Source organism: Senegalimassilia faecalis (genome assembly GCF_004135645.1).
GTDB classification, from domain to species: Bacteria; Actinomycetota; Coriobacteriia; order Coriobacteriales; family Eggerthellaceae; genus Senegalimassilia; species Senegalimassilia faecalis.
In genome coordinates, this window is sequence record NZ_SDPW01000001.1 from 764173 (window position 1) to 782578 (window position 18406).

The 18406-nt window shown below is 57.8% G+C and carries 13 protein-coding genes and 1 pseudogene; 5 read left to right on the forward strand and 9 right to left on the reverse strand.

What is annotated here, in order from left to right; all coding sequences use genetic code 11:
- Positions 1–2: 2 nt before the first annotated feature.
- Complete coding sequence (locus ET524_RS03330; RefSeq protein WP_129423332.1) at positions 3–968, forward strand: 4Fe-4S binding protein; 966 nt, start codon at positions 3–5, stop codon at positions 966–968.
- A 603-nt stretch (positions 969–1571) separates the two neighbouring features.
- Positions 1572–3473, forward strand: coding sequence for a UvrD-helicase domain-containing protein (locus tag ET524_RS03335; RefSeq protein ID WP_129423333.1), 1902 nt, complete (start codon positions 1572–1574; stop codon positions 3471–3473).
- Positions 3474–3781: 308 nt separating this feature from the next.
- Here the strand turns inward: ET524_RS03335 and ET524_RS03340 are convergent, their stop codons facing one another.
- The gene (locus ET524_RS03340; protein ID WP_129423334.1) at positions 3782–4144 is read right to left on the reverse strand and encodes an arsenate reductase family protein; all 363 of its coding nucleotides are present in this window, start codon (positions 4142–4144) and stop codon (positions 3782–3784) included.
- A gap of 155 nt (positions 4145–4299) precedes the next feature.
- On the opposite strand from ET524_RS03340, the gene ET524_RS03345 reads away from it, so the two are divergent.
- The gene (locus ET524_RS03345; RefSeq protein ID WP_129423335.1) at positions 4300–5574 is read left to right on the forward strand and encodes an ATP-binding protein; all 1275 of its coding nucleotides are present in this window, start codon (positions 4300–4302) and stop codon (positions 5572–5574) included.
- A 325-nt stretch (positions 5575–5899) separates the two neighbouring features.
- Here ET524_RS03345 and ET524_RS03350 read toward each other — a convergent pair whose 3' ends face one another.
- The gene (locus ET524_RS03350; RefSeq protein ID WP_201738636.1) at positions 5900–6142 is read right to left on the reverse strand and encodes a hypothetical protein; all 243 of its coding nucleotides are present in this window, start codon (positions 6140–6142) and stop codon (positions 5900–5902) included.
- 340 nt (positions 6143–6482) lie between these two features.
- On the opposite strand from ET524_RS03350, the pseudogene ET524_RS03355 reads away from it, so the two are divergent.
- A pseudogene (locus ET524_RS03355) lies at positions 6483–6647 on the forward strand (response regulator transcription factor); the annotation flags it as partial.
- A 197-nt stretch (positions 6648–6844) separates the two neighbouring features.
- On the opposite strand, the gene ET524_RS03360 reads toward ET524_RS03355, so the two are convergent.
- From ET524_RS03360 to ET524_RS03390, 7 genes are all read right to left on the reverse strand, one after another.
- Positions 6845–8065, reverse strand: a complete 1221-nt coding sequence (locus tag ET524_RS03360) for a nucleotidyltransferase domain-containing protein (protein ID WP_129423336.1) — start codon at positions 8063–8065, stop codon at positions 6845–6847.
- A gap of 139 nt (positions 8066–8204) precedes the next feature.
- Positions 8205–10073, reverse strand: a complete 1869-nt coding sequence (locus ET524_RS03365; RefSeq protein ID WP_161566594.1) for an ABC transporter ATP-binding protein — start codon at positions 10071–10073, stop codon at positions 8205–8207.
- A complete protein-coding gene (locus ET524_RS03370; protein WP_201738638.1) occupies positions 10070–10603 on the reverse strand; it encodes a S26 family signal peptidase in 534 nt (177 codons plus the stop codon). The genes ET524_RS03365 and ET524_RS03370 overlap by 4 nt, the downstream gene beginning before the upstream one ends.
- 57 nt (positions 10604–10660) lie before the next feature.
- Entirely contained in the window at positions 10661–10924 is a 264-nt protein-coding gene (locus ET524_RS03375) for a PqqD family protein (RefSeq protein WP_129423338.1), read from the reverse strand.
- Positions 10925–11054: 130 nt separating this feature from the next.
- Positions 11055–11852, reverse strand: a complete 798-nt coding sequence (locus ET524_RS03380) for a hypothetical protein (protein WP_129423339.1) — start codon at positions 11850–11852, stop codon at positions 11055–11057.
- A 3-nt stretch (positions 11853–11855) separates the two neighbouring features.
- A complete protein-coding gene (locus ET524_RS03385; RefSeq protein WP_129423340.1) occupies positions 11856–12401 on the reverse strand; it encodes a hypothetical protein in 546 nt (181 codons plus the stop codon).
- Between the two features lie 367 nt (positions 12402–12768).
- Positions 12769–16590 (reverse strand): hypothetical protein, encoded by a 3822-nt coding sequence (locus tag ET524_RS03390; RefSeq protein ID WP_129423341.1) that lies wholly within the window; start codon positions 16588–16590, stop codon positions 12769–12771.
- 1103 nt (positions 16591–17693) lie between these two features.
- On the opposite strand from ET524_RS03390, the gene dtd reads away from it, so the two are divergent.
- Positions 17694–18140, forward strand: a complete 447-nt coding sequence (gene dtd, locus ET524_RS03395; RefSeq protein WP_129423342.1) for a D-aminoacyl-tRNA deacylase — start codon at positions 17694–17696, stop codon at positions 18138–18140.
- Positions 18141–18406 lie beyond the last annotated feature (266 nt).

Below are 18406 nucleotides of genomic sequence, written 5' to 3' on the forward strand. Positions count from 1 at the left end.
TCATGAAAAAGAATTCGAAGACGCTGCGCACCTTAACGGCGCTTGCCGTCATCGTCATTGTGTTCGTCGGCTTTTTGACGAACCTGGGCATCGGCACCATTTCGGCGCCGGGCATCTGGGACATCTCCATCCTGTGCCCGCTGGGCGCGCTGGGCACCATGCTTGCCAGCAAGATGATGGTGCCGCGCGCACTGGTGTCGCTGGTCATCATGGTGGTGCTTATCGTCATCTTCGCCCGCGCGTTCTGCGGCTGGATCTGCCCGGTGCCGCTGGTGCAGAAGCTGCGCGACCTGTTCAGCAAGCCGCAAGCTAAAGAAGCGAAGGCCAAAGACGCCGACGGCGCCAAGGCCGCCAACGTGGCCCCGCTGACCGACGAGGAGAAGGCCGCGCTTGCCACCGGCTGCGAGAAGGACGCGAAGGGCCTGGCCGGCTGCGCCAGCTGCGCGAAGAAGCGCGGCGACGCCGTTGACGCCCGTCATTTCGTGCTGGGCGGCGCGCTGGTGTCCACGTTCATCTTCGGCTTCCCGGTGTTCTGCCTGGTGTGCCCCATCGGCTTGACGTTCGCCACCATTTTGCTGCTGGTGAACCTGTTCGGCCAGGGCGATGTCACATGGTCGCTCATCGTGGTGCCGGCGCTGCTGATCGCTGAAGTGGTGCTGTTCAAGAAATGGTGTCACAAGCTGTGCCCGCTGTCGGCGTTCATGAGCCTTATCGCGAAGCTGAACCGCACGTTCAAGCCCACCATCGATGACGCGAAGTGCCTGGAAACCAGCAAGGGCGCCACGTGTGGCCGTTGCGGCAAGGCCTGCAACGAGGGCATCGACCCGCGCCACCCCGAGCTTTCCGAGGCCGCCTGGAGCGAGTGCACGAAGTGCCGCAGCTGCGTGGACGCGTGCCCCGCGAACGCCATCACCATGCCGCTGATCGCCAAGAAAGGCGAGAAAGTTACGCTGGCGAAGAACGAGTAGTTGCTTGACCTGCGGCAACGCCATTGCTGCAGGATTTGCCGCCGGCGACACGTGCACGCTGGCGGGGCTTGCGGGCGGCGGGCGCACAGGCGCCTTGCCGGCCGGCAGCCAGCGCGGGAACTGGTACTTCCCGCGCAGCACGACGGGAATCGCCGGGCCGCGCGCCCGGCCTCCCGGGTAGAGGGTGGCTTAGCAAGGGCCTTGGGGGATAGGCCACCTTCTACCCGGGAGCAGCGCTCTCTCACCCCCCTCCCTCCCCACAGAAGAGGGCGCCGCTCCCCCTTGCACCATTGAAGCGCGCTTCGCCTCGCACCCCTCCATTTCGCGAAGCGCAAAAGTGGGACAGAGGGACAGTCCCTTTGTCCCACTCCCCCGTCGCAGCCGGCAAGCATCGGCGCGCGTGGCGAGGGGGTGCTTTGCGAACGCAAGGTAAAGCGTTCGTTGTTTTATGGAATATACCGCGGACGCGCTTGCGCGTTCGCTCATCGGAACGCAAGGTTCTGGCGTTCGCCGCGCAAGAGCGTCAATGCTCGCAGCGGGGCACAGGACCAACGCGTTCGCCATATATATAGGTATAAGCAGACATCAGCTGGGAGGTCTGAAATGACGCAGGATCAATCGCAGGTTGCCGCAACGCGCATCGTTGGCGGTGTGGGCACCGGCAAAACGCAGGAACTTATCAGCCGCGCGGTCGAGGCGCTGAAGCAGGGCGCGAAAGCCACCGACGTGCTGGTGCTGTGCGCCACGCCGCAAGCCGCGCTGGCGTTCAAGGCGCGCCTTGACGCCGCCGCCGAAGCTGCGGGCGTAAGCGCCGCCGACGTTGCGGTTACCACGCCGCGCGCGCTGGCGCTCGACGTGATGAGCGACGCCGAGGCCATCCGCTGGTCGGGCCGCGAGCCGCGCCTGCTGACCGATTACGAGAAGCTGTTCCTGCTTGAGGACATGAAAGTCAGCGGCCTGCGCCCGAAGCGCCTGCGCGAGATGCTGAAATTCTTCTACCGCAGCTGGACCGAGCTTGCCGACGACGATGAGAACTGGCTGTTGGCCGGCGAGGAATCGAACATCCACGAGCTGGTGAAGGCGAACCTGGCGTTCACGCGCAGCATCCTTGAGCCCGAACTGGGCAACCTGGCCGTGAACTACCTGCGCAGCCATGCCGGCGCGCGCGATGCCCACGCGTTCGCCCACGTGTTCGTGGACGACTACCAGCGCATCAGCAAGACATCGCAGCTGTTGGCAGGCCTGGTGGCGCGCGAATCGCTTACCATTGCGGGCGACCGCGTGGCCTGCGTGGAAGTGTACGACAGCTACCCGTACGCCGCCGGCCTGGACGAGTTCGTGGACGCGCACGCCGGTGCCGCCGACGTTGAGCTGACCGAGTGCCGCACGTGCGCCGCGGGCGCGCAGGCTGCTGCGAAGCTACTGGCCGACCCGGCTGTGGAGTCCGTGGCATTCCGGCCCGCAGACAGCGCTGCCGCAGGTGCAACCGAAGTGCTTGACTTCCCCGAGCCCGAAAACGAATTCGTGGGCGCGGCCAAGCGCGTGGCCGACGCCGTTGCCGAGGGCGTGTCCCCGGCCGACGTAGTGGTGACCGTGCCGAACGGCATCTGGGCGCGCAACATCACGAAGGCCCTGCTGGCCGCAAAGGTTCCCGCGCGCATCCTGACCGACCGCCAGCCCGTGCGCGGCGACATCCGCGACAACGCGCGCTGCGTGCCGGCGCGCGTGCTGACGGCGCTTGACCTGGTGGCAAATCCCGAGAATGCGCTGGCATGGCGCTGCTGGTGCGGCTACAACGACTGGCTGGCCAACAGCTCCGCCATCGCGAACCTGCGCGCGTACGCCGACGAGCGCAACGGGGGCCTGGTGGCAGCACTGCGCGACGTGCTGGGCGGCGCACAGGCCGTGAGCACAGGCGAGATCGACCGCGTGGTAGGCGCCAAGCGCGTTGCCGATGCGCACGCAGCAGGCCTTTCCGTAATCGAAGCTGCCGCAGGGCTTGAAGGTTCCGCACTGCTGGACAAGCTTGCCGAGCTGGTAACCGGTGAGGCGGGAGCAACCGCCCCGGCCGTGGTGCGCAGCCTGTGTCTGGCCAGCGAAGACAACTCCGCCGCCGCCATGGCCGCACGCTTCCGCGCTCGCCTGCTGGCCCCCACCATCGACGCCGCCGACGCCGTGCAGGTTGTGCTGTACGACCAGGTTGCGGGCCTGTCGCCGAAGATGCTGGTGGTTGCCGGGTTCGTGGCCGGCTTCATCCCGTGCCGCGAGTACTACGACAGCGCCGAGATGCCGCTTGACAAGCAGGAGCGCGAGCACGAGAAAGACGTGCGCCGCGCGTACGCCCTGGCTGGCAAGGCAAGCCAGAAGCTGGTGGTGTCGCGCTTCGGCATGACCGACCTGGAGACGGCCGGGCGCCTGAAGCTGCACATCGGCCGCATCCGCCTGCAAAACGGCACGCGCATGTGCATCATCCCGCCCAGCGACTTTACCGAGCAGCTAGCATAAAGGCTGGCGAAGGGAGCAGATGCTTCGCCAGCCACAACGTAGGGCTGGGCGAATGTGCGCCAGTAGCAAACAAGCGCGAAGCGTGTCACTGCCCCCCAAAGGGAATTTGGTGACGCGCTTCGCGCTTTCTAGTTAGGGAAGAGCTTTCGCTCTTCCCTACGAGTCTTCTTGCAAGGCAGCCTATTTGAGGTACAACACCCGCTCAACTCTACGCCCTGGAGCCCAGTAGCCACCTGAATTTTCGGGTGCACGCGTTGAGCAATGTTCCGCTAGAGCAAAAGCGGGTCAACATTCATCGCAACGCTGGCTTATAGCAGGGCTGCTTCCCAGTCCGCCTCTTTGAAGCCGGCGAGCACGAAGTCGGGGCCGACGACGATCGGGCGCTTCACCAGCATGCCGTTCGTTGCCAGCAGGTCGTAGGCCTGCGCGTCGGACATGCCCGCGTCAAGCTGCGCCTTCACGTTCAGCTGGCGATACAACTGCCCGCTGGTGTTGAAGAACCGGCGCAGCGGCAGCCCGCTTTTCGCGTGCCATTCGGCCAGCTCGGCAGCCGTGGGGTTGTCGGTCACAATGTCGCGATCGACATACGCCACGCCATGCGCGTCCAGCCACGCCTTCGCCTTCCGACACGTCGAGCACTTCGGGTATTCCACAAACAGCACTTCCTGCATAGTTGTTCCTTCCTCGCACCAGCGCACACCACCGCGCGCCTTCGCTATCGGTCTGTTCAGTATACAGAACAGATTTCACCCATTTTTGTTCTGTATACTGAACGGATTCACCTATAATCTGTTCTGTATACAGAACAACCTCGAAAGGTTTGCTCATGAACCACGAGATACTGAAGACAATCATCTTCGATCAACACCAGGTCATCAAAAACGCGACTATTGTACCGCGACGCTATTCATTCGACCCCCAAGCAAATTACGTTGTTACGGGCCTGCGCAGGTCGGGCAAATCTACGCTGCTCTACAAAGTCGCGCAAGATTTGGTTCGCGCTGGAGCAACATGGAATCAAATCATTTACGTCAATTTCGAAGACGAACGCCTCGCTGAATTCGGGCTCAATGATTTCAACGACATCACCGAAACCCTTGCCGAGCTCACCGACAAGCAAGGTTTTTTCTTCTTCGACGAAATCCAAAACATCCCTGGGTGGGAAAAATTCGCCCGTAGGCTTGCCGACGCAAACGAGCGCGTCTACATAACCGGCAGCAACGCAAGCATGCTCAGCAGCCAAATCGCCACGACACTTGGAGGGCGATACCTTACGAAGCACGTAAGCCCCTATCGGTTTGACGAGTACCTTGAAGCCCTCGGAATCCCTCACGACAGCGGCGCCATCTACGCCACGAAATCGCGGGGACGAATTCTGGGAGCGTTCGATTCGTTTTACCAAAACGGAGGTTTTCCCGAATCGCTGAGATATCAGTCGCAGCGCGAATACGTCGAAAGCGTTTACCAGAAGGTGCTCCTGGGCGACGTTGCCGCACGCAACAATGTTCGCAACCCCGATGCCCTGAGGGTGCTCATGAAGAAAGCCGCGGAGACCGTTGGACGCGAGTCGTCGTACACGATGCTTCACGGCATGCTAAGCGGCATCGGCTACAAAGTCGGCAAGAATACGGTCATCGACTACCTTGCGATGGCCAGAGAGGCATATCTGCTGTTCGACGTCGAAAACACCGTAGCGAAGTTTGTCGAACGCGAAGGCAACCCAAAACGCTACTTCAGCGACAACGGGCTGCTCAATTTATTCCTTGTGGACAAAGAGCCCACCTTGCTCGAGAACGAAATCGCCGTCGCTTTGCGGGGGGTGTTCGGCGAAGGACTGCGCTATATCAGGTCCGCGAAAACAGGAATCGACATCGACTTCTTCGTTCCCGAAGAAGGGCTGGCCGTTCAAGTTGCATATTCCCTTTCCGAAAGCGCACGCCCGCGCGAAGTCGGCAGCCTGGTGAAGCTTGCTCACGTGGACGATTCTGTGCGCAGACTTGCGATCGTGACGAAAGAAGAAGAGGGCGAAATCCAAGAAAATGGGGTACGCATTGAAGTGAAGCCCGCCTGGAAGTTCCTGCTGCAAGACTGCGTTCGATAGGGCGGGCAGCGCGGCCGCAGCCCACGCATCCCATGCGCCGCTCGCCCTGGAACGCCTTCTTGTAGTCCTGCCAATCGGGAATCTTGAAGCCGGCCAGCGCGATGCTGTTGCACACGTTCTCAGCGTCGTCGATGGGCCACTTCTCGTCGTCGGTCTCGCCGTCGCAGTACAGCCGGCCCGACTCGATGGTCTTGTAGATGCTGGTGGCGTCTGCCCAGCTGGGGTTGCACTTCGGGTTCGTGCGCTTCATGGGGTACTTCAGGCGGTCCGGATGGTACGCGGCTTGCAGCGATGCCTGGCCCTTCGAGCAGTGGTTGCCCATGGACTAGAAGGCGGCCTCGTCGCCTTCGCTGCGGATGACCTTGCCGTCTTGCACGTACACCCACACGCCGCATTCCATCTTGCCGCAGCCGCGGCACGTGGAACGAATGCGCTTGACCTCGCCGGTCGACGTGGAGCTGGCGCTGGATTCGGCCAGCGCGGTGCCGGTGCCTGCGATTCCGACCGCAGCAGCGGTAGCGGCAGTCATCTTCGCGAACGTGCGACGCGTCATCGTGAGCTTGCCCATGCATCCTCCTTTCTTGTGGCGCGCTTGCGTGGTGCGCCGTCTCCTCTTGCGGTTTGCGGCCTCTCGTCCGAGCCGCTTGCCGCCCCTCTAGTCGGCCGCGGGGCGTGCCCGCCGCCGACTTCGAGCTGCCGCGCACTGCCTTGGGCAGGGCTTGCGCGCAGCGCGTTCGACACTGGCCACGATACGGCGACAAGCGGGCGGCGCGAATCCGGCCGGTTGCATGGTTGAGGGCGGAATGGCGAAATCATGTCAGTAGCATGATGGCGTTGACCTGAGAAGACATTGGTTAACGAGTTAGGTTTGATTAACATGAGCAGCGGCCGAGAATGCGCGCGAAACCGAGATCATGACGATGTTCGCCAAGGGTCGCAACCTGGCCTACATCCAAGAGCAGCTATGCCTGTCAAAAAGCACAGTCAGCACCCACCGCCAGCACATCTACCAAAAGCTCGGCGTGCACTCAAGCCAAGAGATGATCGACCTGATCCAAGAGGAGAAGGCGTAAAGAAGGACGGTCCCGACCTTCGCATGGACACTTGGAGACGTAGCGTTATCTGTCCGGGATTCCCCGTCGCGAAGCGATGTCCGCCGCCCAAGAGACGGCGGGGAGCCGACCTGGGCCGCACTTCCCCCGCGACCGCAATCCGGACGGATAACGCTACGTCCCCAAGTGTCCGCCCGAAGTGTCCGACGGCAAAGGCTTTACTTCGCTTTAATCAGTAGTTTTACCTCATTCGCAATTTTTTTCGGGTTGCGAACGATTCCGCGCGCATATCGCACCAGCTGCAACGCCGGGCGCAATGGCGCGATTCTGGAAGCGCGCGGGAACAAGTACCCCAGCGCCTCATCGTTGGTTAAGCGCTCGCGCAGGTAACCGCGCTTTGCGGCGCCCAAATCGCCTTCGTGCTTCGCCTTCTGCTTATCAAGCCGGTTCTCCACCATTCGATTGCTGTTGCCATACGTACCGCTCCTCAGTAAATAGCGAAGGAGATCCGCTTGCTCGAACGGCAGCGGATCAACGGCGCAAGCTCCGCCGAAGCCCACGTCAGCCAGCGCACGCACACGAGCCTCGAAATCGAGCAGACCAGTCTCTCGCAACTCGGAGAACACATAGTCCCAATCCATGTCCATACCTTTAACGTCAAGAAGCACACGCGTATCGACCACGAAGCGGATACCGCAACCTGCGGCATCGAAGTGCTTGAACGCGTGCGCCATAATATAGACGTATTCATCCTCATCAGAGAAGCGGAACAGATGCGGGTCGTGCTCATCTCGAATAGCGCGTTTCCATGGGTTTTCGTAGTAAGCGGCCATGGGGCTTGAGGACGACACGAGGCAACGATGCGGTTCGAAATTGAAGATCGGCTGCTTTTCGAACGACTCATGATTGCCCACGCGCAACGACTTCGTGGTGTAACCCAAGTCATGCATCACGCGCTCGATAACACGGATGCCACGCTCCACCGTCGCTTCGCGCTCCGCATGCGTTGCGCCGCAAATGCGGAAGCCTTCGTCCTCGATAGGCTCAACAAACCCGTACAGAAAGTCGTTGTCAGCCATAGATCGCATTTCAGGACGCGGGTAATAATCCGCCAGAAGCGCGCCTTTCATTGGGAGGCACGATAGGCCCTCGAGCGCCAATGCAGCAAATACCAGCTCTCGTTCCGCATCGAAGCGAACTCGACGAAACAGCGTTATCTGGGCTTCGTTTTCCCATTGCCTTCTCAGATCAGCGGGAATATCGTCACGGGTTTCCGCGCCAAACCACGCCATACCCTCAACGCTGTTATGTTCAGCAAGCGCATGCACGCACCGCCAGGTCACGCCGACGGGTATTGGCTGCGCTGGCACGTCATGCAGACCGCAATCGATGAGATGCACCAGATATCGTCCCGCCCGATCGAGCATTTCGTTTTCCACAATGCATCCTTTCTCATATACCCGCCGAAATAGAAAACGGGGAAACGCTCAGAGCAAGTGCCCTGGCTCCAAAGCCTCCTGAGCGTCGTATCGCCATCTTGCCAATTCACTATCGCAAGCTTCAGTAGCCTGCCTCGCGCTATCGTTCGACGCAGGCCCCCTTGCGCATTTCCACTACGCGATCGCATGCGGCAAGCGTCGCCTCCCGATGCGTCACCAGCACGGCAGCCCTGCCGGGCAGTGCGCGCAGGTTGGCCAGCATCCTGCGCTCGGTTTCGGCATCGAGCGCCGAGGTCGCTTCATCAAGCAGCAGCACCGGCGCCTGGCTGTATACGGCGCGCGCAACGGCCAGCCGCTGCATCTGCCCCTCAGATAACCCCGTTCCGCGCTGCCCTAAAGGCGTGTCCAATCCCTGCGGCAACGCCCTAATGAAGTCCCATGCACATGCCGCCTTGCAAGCAGCAACAACGCGTTGCAAATCAAGGTCGTTACCCTGTTCGGCAAAAGCGACAGTATCGCAAATCGTACCTGCCATCAGGCGATTTCCTTGCGGAACAAACGCAAAAAGCCCCTTTGCCTCGCAAAGCGGGACACGTATGCCGCCAGCATCCTGCGCCCACGCCTCGCCCGATTGCGGCATATATGCGCCCAGCAGCAACTTCGTCAACGTTGACTTGCCAACACCGCTCGGACCAGCCAGGCCCACGAATTCGCCCGCATTCAGCGCAAAATCGCAGCCATGCAGCACATCATCGCCGCAATCATACGCAAACGACGCTCCACGCAACTCCAACTTTGAGAACGATGCAGATTCGAAAACGACATCATCGCCGGCAAAGACCTCGGCACTCATGCTTGCTTTCGTCGCGACATTAACTTGCATTTTGACATCAAGGCCGGACGAGCCGCTGCCTCTCGACCGCGCACCAGCTCCGTCGCCTTCTGAAACATTGATTGCACTTGCTTGCAGAACAGCACCAACGCTATCCCGCAAAGTCGTTGTACTTTGCTTGCCATCTATCTCCCGATTGAGCCCCATAAGGCGCTCAGAACTTGCAAGCATGGACGAGTATTTTGAGAACGATCCACCTAAGCTGGAAAACGGTGACTGAATCTGACCTATAAGCTGAACTATCGCCATAAGCGTTCCGTAGGTGCAGGTTCCGTTAAGGATGCCAAAGCCGCACCAACCGAAGCCCAGCACATACCCCATCTGCACCGCCAGCACAAGCGCCGTGCTGCAGCCGTTGGAAACATCCGCCTTACGCAAACGCGCACATCGGTGAGCGGCCATGGCGCGCTCGGCGCGCTCGCATACCTTACGTTCGCAGCAAAACGCGTGCACAACCAACAAACTGTCCAAGCATTCCTGCAGGTAACTGCGCATATTTCCTTCAGCTTCCTGCATGCCCGCATGCAGTCGCTTCAGTAGCGGGCGCACAGCCAATGAAGCTGATGCGGCAATGCAGCCGCCAACCACAAAAACAAGCGTCAAGCTTGGCGCCAGGGCAAACAAGGCTGCTACAACACCAACCAAGCGAACCGTCATGGAAACCATTGTCGGAATGAGGGTGCAGGCGCCATCGGCAACAACGGAAACGTCCGAGGTCATGCACGTCATCAGCTCTCCGGAATGCCGATGCTGCACGCGTTCGTATGGCTGTGCGAGCACGTCGGCAAAGGCGCGGCAACGCAGCTGATTCTCGAAACGCGACAGGGTTCGCTCAAGAAGAGCCCGATTGGCGGCGATACAAGCGACCTGAACGCACAGAATCCCGGCGAACACTCCACACCACAGCCAGAAACCATTGAAGCTTCCTGCAACCGCCTCATCAATGGTCTTCTGCATCGCCAGCGCAAAGCCGACAGCGTTTAATGCCATCAGACTCTGTAAACCACACAGCGCCACAATGCGAGTAAGCCCCGCTCGGCCAATGACGCCAGCAATCCAGCGGCGCGCAGGCATCCCGCCACCGAACACATGTTGCAGCTTCTGCCTTATATTCATTGGGACTTGTCTTTCCCGGGTTCTTCGCATACACCAGATGCGTCGACGGCAGCACGCTGTCCGGACTCACGCTTGCCGCAGCTCCCTGCAACGCTAGCGGCGTCTGACCCAATCGCGCGATGACGCGCCTGCCTTTTGCTGCCCTTCAAGCACCGTTTAGCGCGCCCGGCAAAAGCACGTGCCCGCATAGCATAACGGCGTAGCGGATAAATCGCATACCACGCACGCACATACGCTCGATAAGGCAAACCGTCCATATCTATCTTCTTCTCACCACGATAAAGCCCCGTCAGCACGCCGATAACGCGCTCATCTGGAATATCGGGTTCCTTGTTTAAGCAGTTATCGCCTAACATGGTGTAGCTGTCAGAGTGAACCTCGACGCATCGATGCAACACATAGTCGTCACCGCGGCGATACAGAGGAACCTCGAACCTGCGAAGCCGACGGCCATGCAGCGGCTCGACGACGATGGTATCGCGCCGGTTGCGCAGCATCGGACACATGCTCACCCCTACCGTAGTGCTCACGTACACACCTTGCTGAGCAAGCACCTCTTCTATATGTTTGCCGGACCGAGACACCGCCTATGCCAAAAATCCCTCTTCAGCAACCTGCTTCACAAACGCAGCAACATCCGTCGCGGCTTTCTCGCCGTCTACTTCATACGCAGACACAAGGTCAGCCGCAATCTCCTCGTTCGATTTGCCCGCCGCAAGTCCTTCCCAGATTACGCGACCCGTCTCGTTCAGCTTGATCATGCCGTGAAAGCCCTTGCTAGCTTCGCCGGTGGCGATAACGACCACCTGACCGGCAACTTCACGCAGCACAAAACCCTCTTTGATACGCATAACGCCTCTTCCCGATAAACCGGAGACAGCAGCAGCCGCACATCTGCCTCCCAATGATTAGCAACAAATAAGGTGCTTACTCACCTCGAAAGTCGATTGTCGAGAGAAGCAAGCACTGGCGTTCCGATAGCTAGATTGCCGGCCGATACGGCAATCCCGTAAGCGCTTCGAAACTTGTACGAACGGCGTCTTCGGACATATCGCAAGCCAGCGAAAACAGAGGCACGCGCGAGACCAGCGCATCAAGCAAGTCAAGCGTGTTCCCCGCCGCACAAGCGTCTCCAGGCAGGTAAACCTGACGTACCACCTTGCCCAAACACGCAGCTGGTTCTATACGGCAAATAGACGAAGCCCCCACGTCGCTGCGCGAGATCAGCACGATACCCGCCAGGGGAGCCGACGCATTCTCCTGCCAGCCTTCTTTACCTGCCCAAGGCGTACCGTACGCAATGGGTGACTCATCGGCGGCCGCAGGAATGCGCACGAACGGCTTGTCGCCGTTCACGACTCGCACGCCCGCACCCAGGTATTGCCGCCATAGCATAATATGTGTCGATTTGCCCGTTCCGCTTGGCGCCATGAACAGATACGCTTTGCCCGCGTATTGGATAACCGCCCCATGCACCAACATGCGATTGTGTTGCGGCAGCTCATTCGCGATGCTGCGCAAAACCGCCAACGTTTCCAAATACGAATCCGCCCAATGGCGACCTTCAGTCGCAATCGCTCGCTCGGCATCAATGGCTTCTTGGGACATCAATACAACCAAGTCCGCAGCCACAGCATCGTCGCACTTTTCCAAGTAGTCTTTGCACAGATGCCGAACATCCTGATGAAGAGCCAGTATGTCTACCGTCAAGCCGGCAAGACGAACCCGAAAACGCGTTTTCTCGAGCCCGTTGCCACCATTATCCGCGTGCTTCTTCATAACTTAGTAGTAACCCGTCCAAACGCCACCTTCGCTCGAAGGCTTGTCAGAAGAGCCTACTCCGCCATTACCCGAATTGCTGGAATTCGAGTTGTCGGACTCGCCATTACCACCAGAAGCATTACCGTCACCGGAGCCTTCCGCCGCCGGCTGATCGTTGCGCGAATCGGAGGCATCGCCATTACCGCCGGCAATGCTGCCAAAGTCCACCACATTGTCAGCCGACCCATCGTCCGCACCGCCACCGGATCCGATACCTGCTGCCGCAGAGCCCGATCCACCAGATCGACTCTGGCCAACCGGCGACTGCGAGTTCGTCCCCTGCGTCGTCTTCTGGCCGCTCGACTGCGCATCGGATTTATCGTTCGCAGGTTGCTCGGTAGTCGCACCGACTTGCTTAGCATCTTCCGACTTCGCCGAATCATCGCTTTTACCGCAGGTGACTAAAGCGATAGTAGTCGCGATTAGCAAGAGCGCGACGAATATCGCGATTGCGGCAATAGTTATTTTCTTCTTATCTATTGGAGCACATTTTGCGTACATACTCACGTCACCTGCTTCCCCGGAGAACGAACACGCTTTCTTTAGCATGAGCAAAGCGTGCCGAGCAACAAACCGCTTTTCATACGAGAGCCGCTCGGCATTAGCTCTCACCCGTATCCAGAATCCCTATCTCTCGCCGACAAGCATCTTCAAACGCCTGCATCATTAAACAGAATGGCAAACGAGTGCGCTCGGTTAAAACCAAAAGCCCTCGTGATTCAATAATCACGAGGGCTATGACTATTGCTGTAAGGCAGGGAACCCAGGATTTACTACGGTATCGCCAGACGAATCCGTAATCACATCCTCTCCCAGAAGCACCACTTGCATCGTCGGTTCTTTATACTGCTCTTTTTCCATCGCTTATCCCTTTCTATTCGCAAGCTTGAATGACTTTGTTTGCATAATCTATTTCATTGGCCCCAGCCAGAGAATAATCCCTGATGAGCTGGGCAACTTCATAGACGGATCGCTGTTGATAGCCGACTTCGCTTGCGGTTACTTCAGTTCCGTCAGCCGTCTTGTATTCCACAAAAGCTTTTTCACTGATAAGCGCCTTGTAACTTGCCTTCGGAACCGGAGCGAAAACGATATTGGAAGTCACCGTACCGTCAAGAAGATTCAGCTGGCGATCCTTCGCAATGGTTCTGTTGACGCTGCCGCCAGGGATATACCAATCCCATCCGTTCTGAACAAAGCTGCACTGTTCCGGTATAGACAAGTCGTAGCCAAAACGAAGCGAGGTTGACGTAATGGCATCGCCCAAATCCATACGCAGCGACCCGCCCTTGAAATGAATCAAATCGCTAACCTTGACAAACTTGGGGTAAGCTTGTCCATTCGCTTCTTCCGCTGCGTAGGCTTCGGTGAAGCTAGAATCCTTGTACCAGCCAGCAAAGGCGTAATCGCTGGACATGTTGAAGTCAGCGTTGTTGATAGCCATTCTGCCGCCATTAGCATTAGTGTAGTCTGCAAGGCTATAGGACTGGTTGACATCGCTTGCAAGCACAGCGTAATCGGAGAACTTCGCAGTCTCGAACGTGACTGCACCACCCTGCTCGTCAACGTTGGTAGGATCTATAAGGTCAACCTCGTCGTTGTGGACGCGTGCAACCGTGACCTTCTTGCCAGCGATAACTTGGGGATCAACCTCAATCGTTACCTCGATGGGATCCGCAGTCTCCTTGACGGGGACCGTAGCGGCAGCAGTCACATTGTTGTCGGAGTCCTTAACCTCCGTCACCATATCAACGGAAAGCTCAAACGGCACAACAGTCGCATTCTTGGCGGTATCGGCAATTTGCTGGTTCGCTACAACATCCTGATTAGCCTTAACAACAAGTTGGACGTTAACCGACGCTCCGCTCTTTGTTGCCTCCTCAGCAACCTTGTTGACTTCATCTGCCTTGCCCATAGCACTTGCGTCAACGGTAACGCCGCCGATATTGACCTCACTTGCGCTAGTTTCGACCGTAACATACTTAATCGACTCAGCAGCCTTTGCCGCCGACTCAGCAACCTTCTGCTGCTCGGCTTGCTCGACAACTACGCCAGAGGTGGAAACGGAGCCAGAAGCACTGCCACCCTCAGGTTTGACTTCTACGCCCTTTTCAGCGATGCCATAAGTGCCGTCGCTGTTCTTAACGCAAGCAAAGCCCTTGGCGCAGCAATCAGAGGGGACTTCAGCAGAGAACGTGCCACCGGAAACGGCAGCATTGCCACGATTTTCCGCATTGTAATAATTGCGAATCATCGTTTTGCCGCCTGCAAAACTTCCGCCAGAGACCTTGAGGTCATCTGTGTCCTGCCCGTAGGAAGATGTGAAGAGAACGGAAGGAGCCGTGCCCTCGGCAGTGAAGCTGCCCCCGGAGATAGTCGCCTTGCTCCAGTTCATAATCACATACTGGCTCGTATTGGTGAACGTACCGCCAGTGATTTCAAGCGTAGTGTTCGACCCGTTCTTCACCGCGTTGACGCCGCCAGAGAAGATGCCGCCTTTAATAACCATCTTTGCATTGGTGTCATCGGCGTTACAGAGATTGCTAGAATAGCCTCCCGCATTGCGGACAGTCGCCCCGCCCTCAATAGTCATGGTTCCTTTATTCTGAACCGTATACCAGCTATTGCCTCCATTGCCATAGAGCTCGAGCGCGCCTTTCTCCTGACTACGCTCGAACAACCCGCCCTTGAGCGTAGCCGTACCATTGTTGACCAACGCACCCTTAGCATGTGTGACGTTGTCAACCGTGCCGGTCTTCGCGGTGCTGGAGTCTGCGACAATCAGCGTGCCATTATTAGTGATGGTGTGGTCCCTGACGTTGGTGAGCTTGAAGCCATTAAGGTCGAGCGTAAGGTTCTTGCCCTCGGCGACCGTCACGTCCTCGGCGGCATTCGCCAGCAACTTGACGGTGTCGCCGTCCTTTGCGACATCGATGGCGGCTTGAACGGATGCATAGTTGGCGTTAGCCACTTGAGCCACAGCTTTTGAAACGGTATATGTTGCATCAGTGTCTTCGCCAGACTTCATGACGCAATAGCCATCAGCCATGAAGTTCGTGCCTTCGCCTTCAGCCGTATTGTTCGAGGGATCGAAACCCTTAAACGCACCGCCGGCAACCCTAATGTCTGCTTCGCCAGCCTTGCAATTCTCATCTTTGCAGTTTAGCGTCCATGCAGGCGTAGCGGACTCAAACGTGCCACCCTTAACAACGATGTTGCCTTGATAAGCATAAATCATATCGAACTGCTGGCAATCGGTGTTCGTAATCTGCTGCTTATAAGTTCCACCTTCAAGAGTGACCTTGGCGGCAGTCGACTCCGTCTGCACGGCCATAGCATATTTGCTGTTCTCAACAGCGGTAACCACGCCATAGCCCTTGATGGTTAAATCGCCAACCAGCTTAACATCAAATACACCGTGGGCACCATTGCCCGTGATGTTGTGACCATTCAGGTCAATGGTGACTTTATCTTTGATTTCGTAATAGTTGCTAGGCTCATTGATATCCTGCAGCAGCTTGACAACATCGTTAGTGCCCGCAACGGCATTAATGGCACTAGAAAGCGTGGGATAATTGACCCCGTTGACCTCTGCCGGAGGATTCGTCTTGGAAAGCCCATACATACCGTCACCAGACGTCACTACCGAGTAGCCATCTGCCAAGGTTGCTCCATTGGCGGAAGGGTCGGTAGAAAACTTGCCAGCTGAAACGGTAATCTTAGAATCATCCGTTTTTGCAGGGTAATTCGCAGCAGCATCAAAGACCAGCGCTGCGCAGGGGAGCTGATTTTTATTGTCGCCAACCCAACCCTTAATGCTACCCGTGCAGTTAAAGGTACCACCCTTAACTGTTACATTACCGGCACGCGCAACGATACCGGCACCGTTCGTGATGTTGAACGTACCGCCAGAGACGGTAATCTTGTCTTTCCACGGAGCATAGATACCACAGGCGATATAGCCATCGGTAACGATGGCACCGTTGAAGATGCCGCCTTTAATCGTGATTTCGTTGGATTCACCATCACGATCGGTGCCGTTACCGGCGATTACCGCATTATCGGTAGCGTTAAACGTACCATTTTTAATCTGGATGTAAGATCCGGTTGCTTTGCCCGTGATTACGGCGCCTTCGCGTCCCTCGTAGGTGCCCGAATTAATGAAGAGTTTGGAATCATCTCCACCAACTGCAACTGCAACGTTTTCCGAAGAAGAAACTTTGCCAGGCTCTTTGCTTGTCGATCCGCCCGAAAGATACAAAGTACCATTATTCAGTATTGCGGTACCTTTAGACGCAATAGTATGATTCATCAAATTAATGGTGATGCTTTTACCCTTAGGAATAACGACCGATTCGGTCAGCGTTACATCCATCGCCAACATCACAGTATTGCCATTTGCTGCCGCGTTAACGGCATCTTGCAGCGTTTTGTATCCGTCGCCCTTGCCGCGAATTGTAGCAACAACGGGCTCCTCAATCTCGGTTGCGCCATCTTCTGCTGCAAGCTTCTGAGCCGCAGGCGTCTCAGCTTCCAGCAGGGATTCGTCGGCATTCTGAGCTGCCGACTCTTGCCCGTTAGCAACTACCTTGCTGGAACCTTCATCTACCGAGTTCGAATCAGCTAGATTCTCAGAACCCCCCCCCCAGCGTGTTCTCGGCTTGAGGCTGTTCGGCAGCTGCGCCCGATTCAGCACTCGCGTCGCCGTCGCCGGCCCAAGCCGAAACTGGCGCATTAAGCGACACGACCATAGTAGCCGCTACCAGCACGGAGAGCGCTTTGTTGCCCAATGATGCCCTAGCCATCCCGTCACCTTCCTTTCGTTTCCCGACGCGCCTACGCAGAGCGTTCGCGATGCTTCGTCTTGACAACGCGATACGTGACCAGGTGACCGTCGGCGCAGCTTAAATTCCATATGCAGCTTGCAATGCGGCGGCACCTTACAGCTGAGACGATTTTATCGTCACCCCCCGCCCAGGTCAACGCAAGCAAAACCACTTGAAGTAAACTTTGGATTAAACGAACTTACCGATTGTCACCAGCGAATACACTTTTGCAACCAACGACATTCAACTGGTTTAGCCCCGCCGACATCATTACCACCTGAGCATCTAGCTCGACTGCGCCAACCAACCCTTTTTCATCAATCAAGCGAAGCACAGTGGAGCTCGAGCACGCTCCGCGAAAACCGCCACGAACGCTTAGAGGCTCGCACCGTCGCGCATCCAGCCCTTCCTCCACCTGTTCGGTATATTGAACAAATACGTACCGAATCTGTTCAATATACCGAGCGGATTCGACGCTGCATCTGCCCATCGTCACGAAAGAGGAAGAACGCGCCATCGAAGAGGACGGCAAGCGCACCGAAGTCAAACCCGCCTGGAAACTCCTGTTGCCAATCCGGGATAGCATCTCCTGGATTGGCAACACCTTCTTGGACACTTTTCTTAGATAGTCAGCCCCGCCAATCTGAACTCGACCGGGCTCATGTAGCCGAGCATCGAGGGGACACTTCGGGGACGTAGCGTTATCTGTCCGGGGTTCCCCGTCGCGAAGCGATGTCAGCCGTCCAAGTGGCAGCGGGGAGCCCGCCTAATCCGCACTTCCCCGCGACCGCAATCCGGACAGATAACGCTACGTCCCCATGTGTCCGGACAGATAGCGCTACGTCCCCGAAGCGTCCCCCAAGTGTCCGCGACCCGAAGCGTCCGACCGCTGAAGCCATCGAGGCATGCGCTGCCATTGCGGCCTTCGCAATGCGTTATGCTAATGAGTAAGCATGTACGAAAGGAGGGCCTTATGCGGGCTTTGGTGCAGCGCGTGACGCATGCGCAGGTGGATATCGATGGCGAAACGGTGGGCTCGTGCGAGCGCGGGTACCTGGTCCTGCTGGGCGTGGGCGCGGACGACGGCCCCGAGCAGATCGAGCGGCTGTGGGGCAAGATCTTCAAGCTGCGTATCTTCGAGGATGAGAACGGCAAGACGAACCGCTCGCTTGCCGACGTGGACGGCCAGGTGCTCATCGTTTCGCAGTTCACCCTGTACGCCAACTGCAAGAAAGGCAACCGCCCCTCGTTCACGAACGCCGGCGCGCCCGATGCGGCCGAGCGCCTCTACGAGCAGTTCGTAGCCCGCGCCCGTCAAGACGTGCCGCACGTGGAAACCGGCCGCTTCGGCGCCATGATGCAGGTCAGTCTCGTAAACGACGGCCCCTTCACCATCTGGCTTGACACCGACGAGTTATAAGGTTTCGCCAACCTGACAAGGGGACAGGTCGTTTGTCAGGTTAAGGCCCGATTGACAAGCACCCTCTCCTAGCTTTTTTTTCGAATTTGGTGACGCGCTTCGCGCTATTTTATTTGGATCGAGCTTTCGCTCGACCCTACGGTTCAATATGCATCCGAACCCAAACCCGCCTGTTGAATAGGGCGTCAAGACCGTTTTGCCCCCTTTTCAACCCCATACGTAAAAGAAGCCGCCCAATGGGCGGCTTCTTCAAATCCCGGATGTTT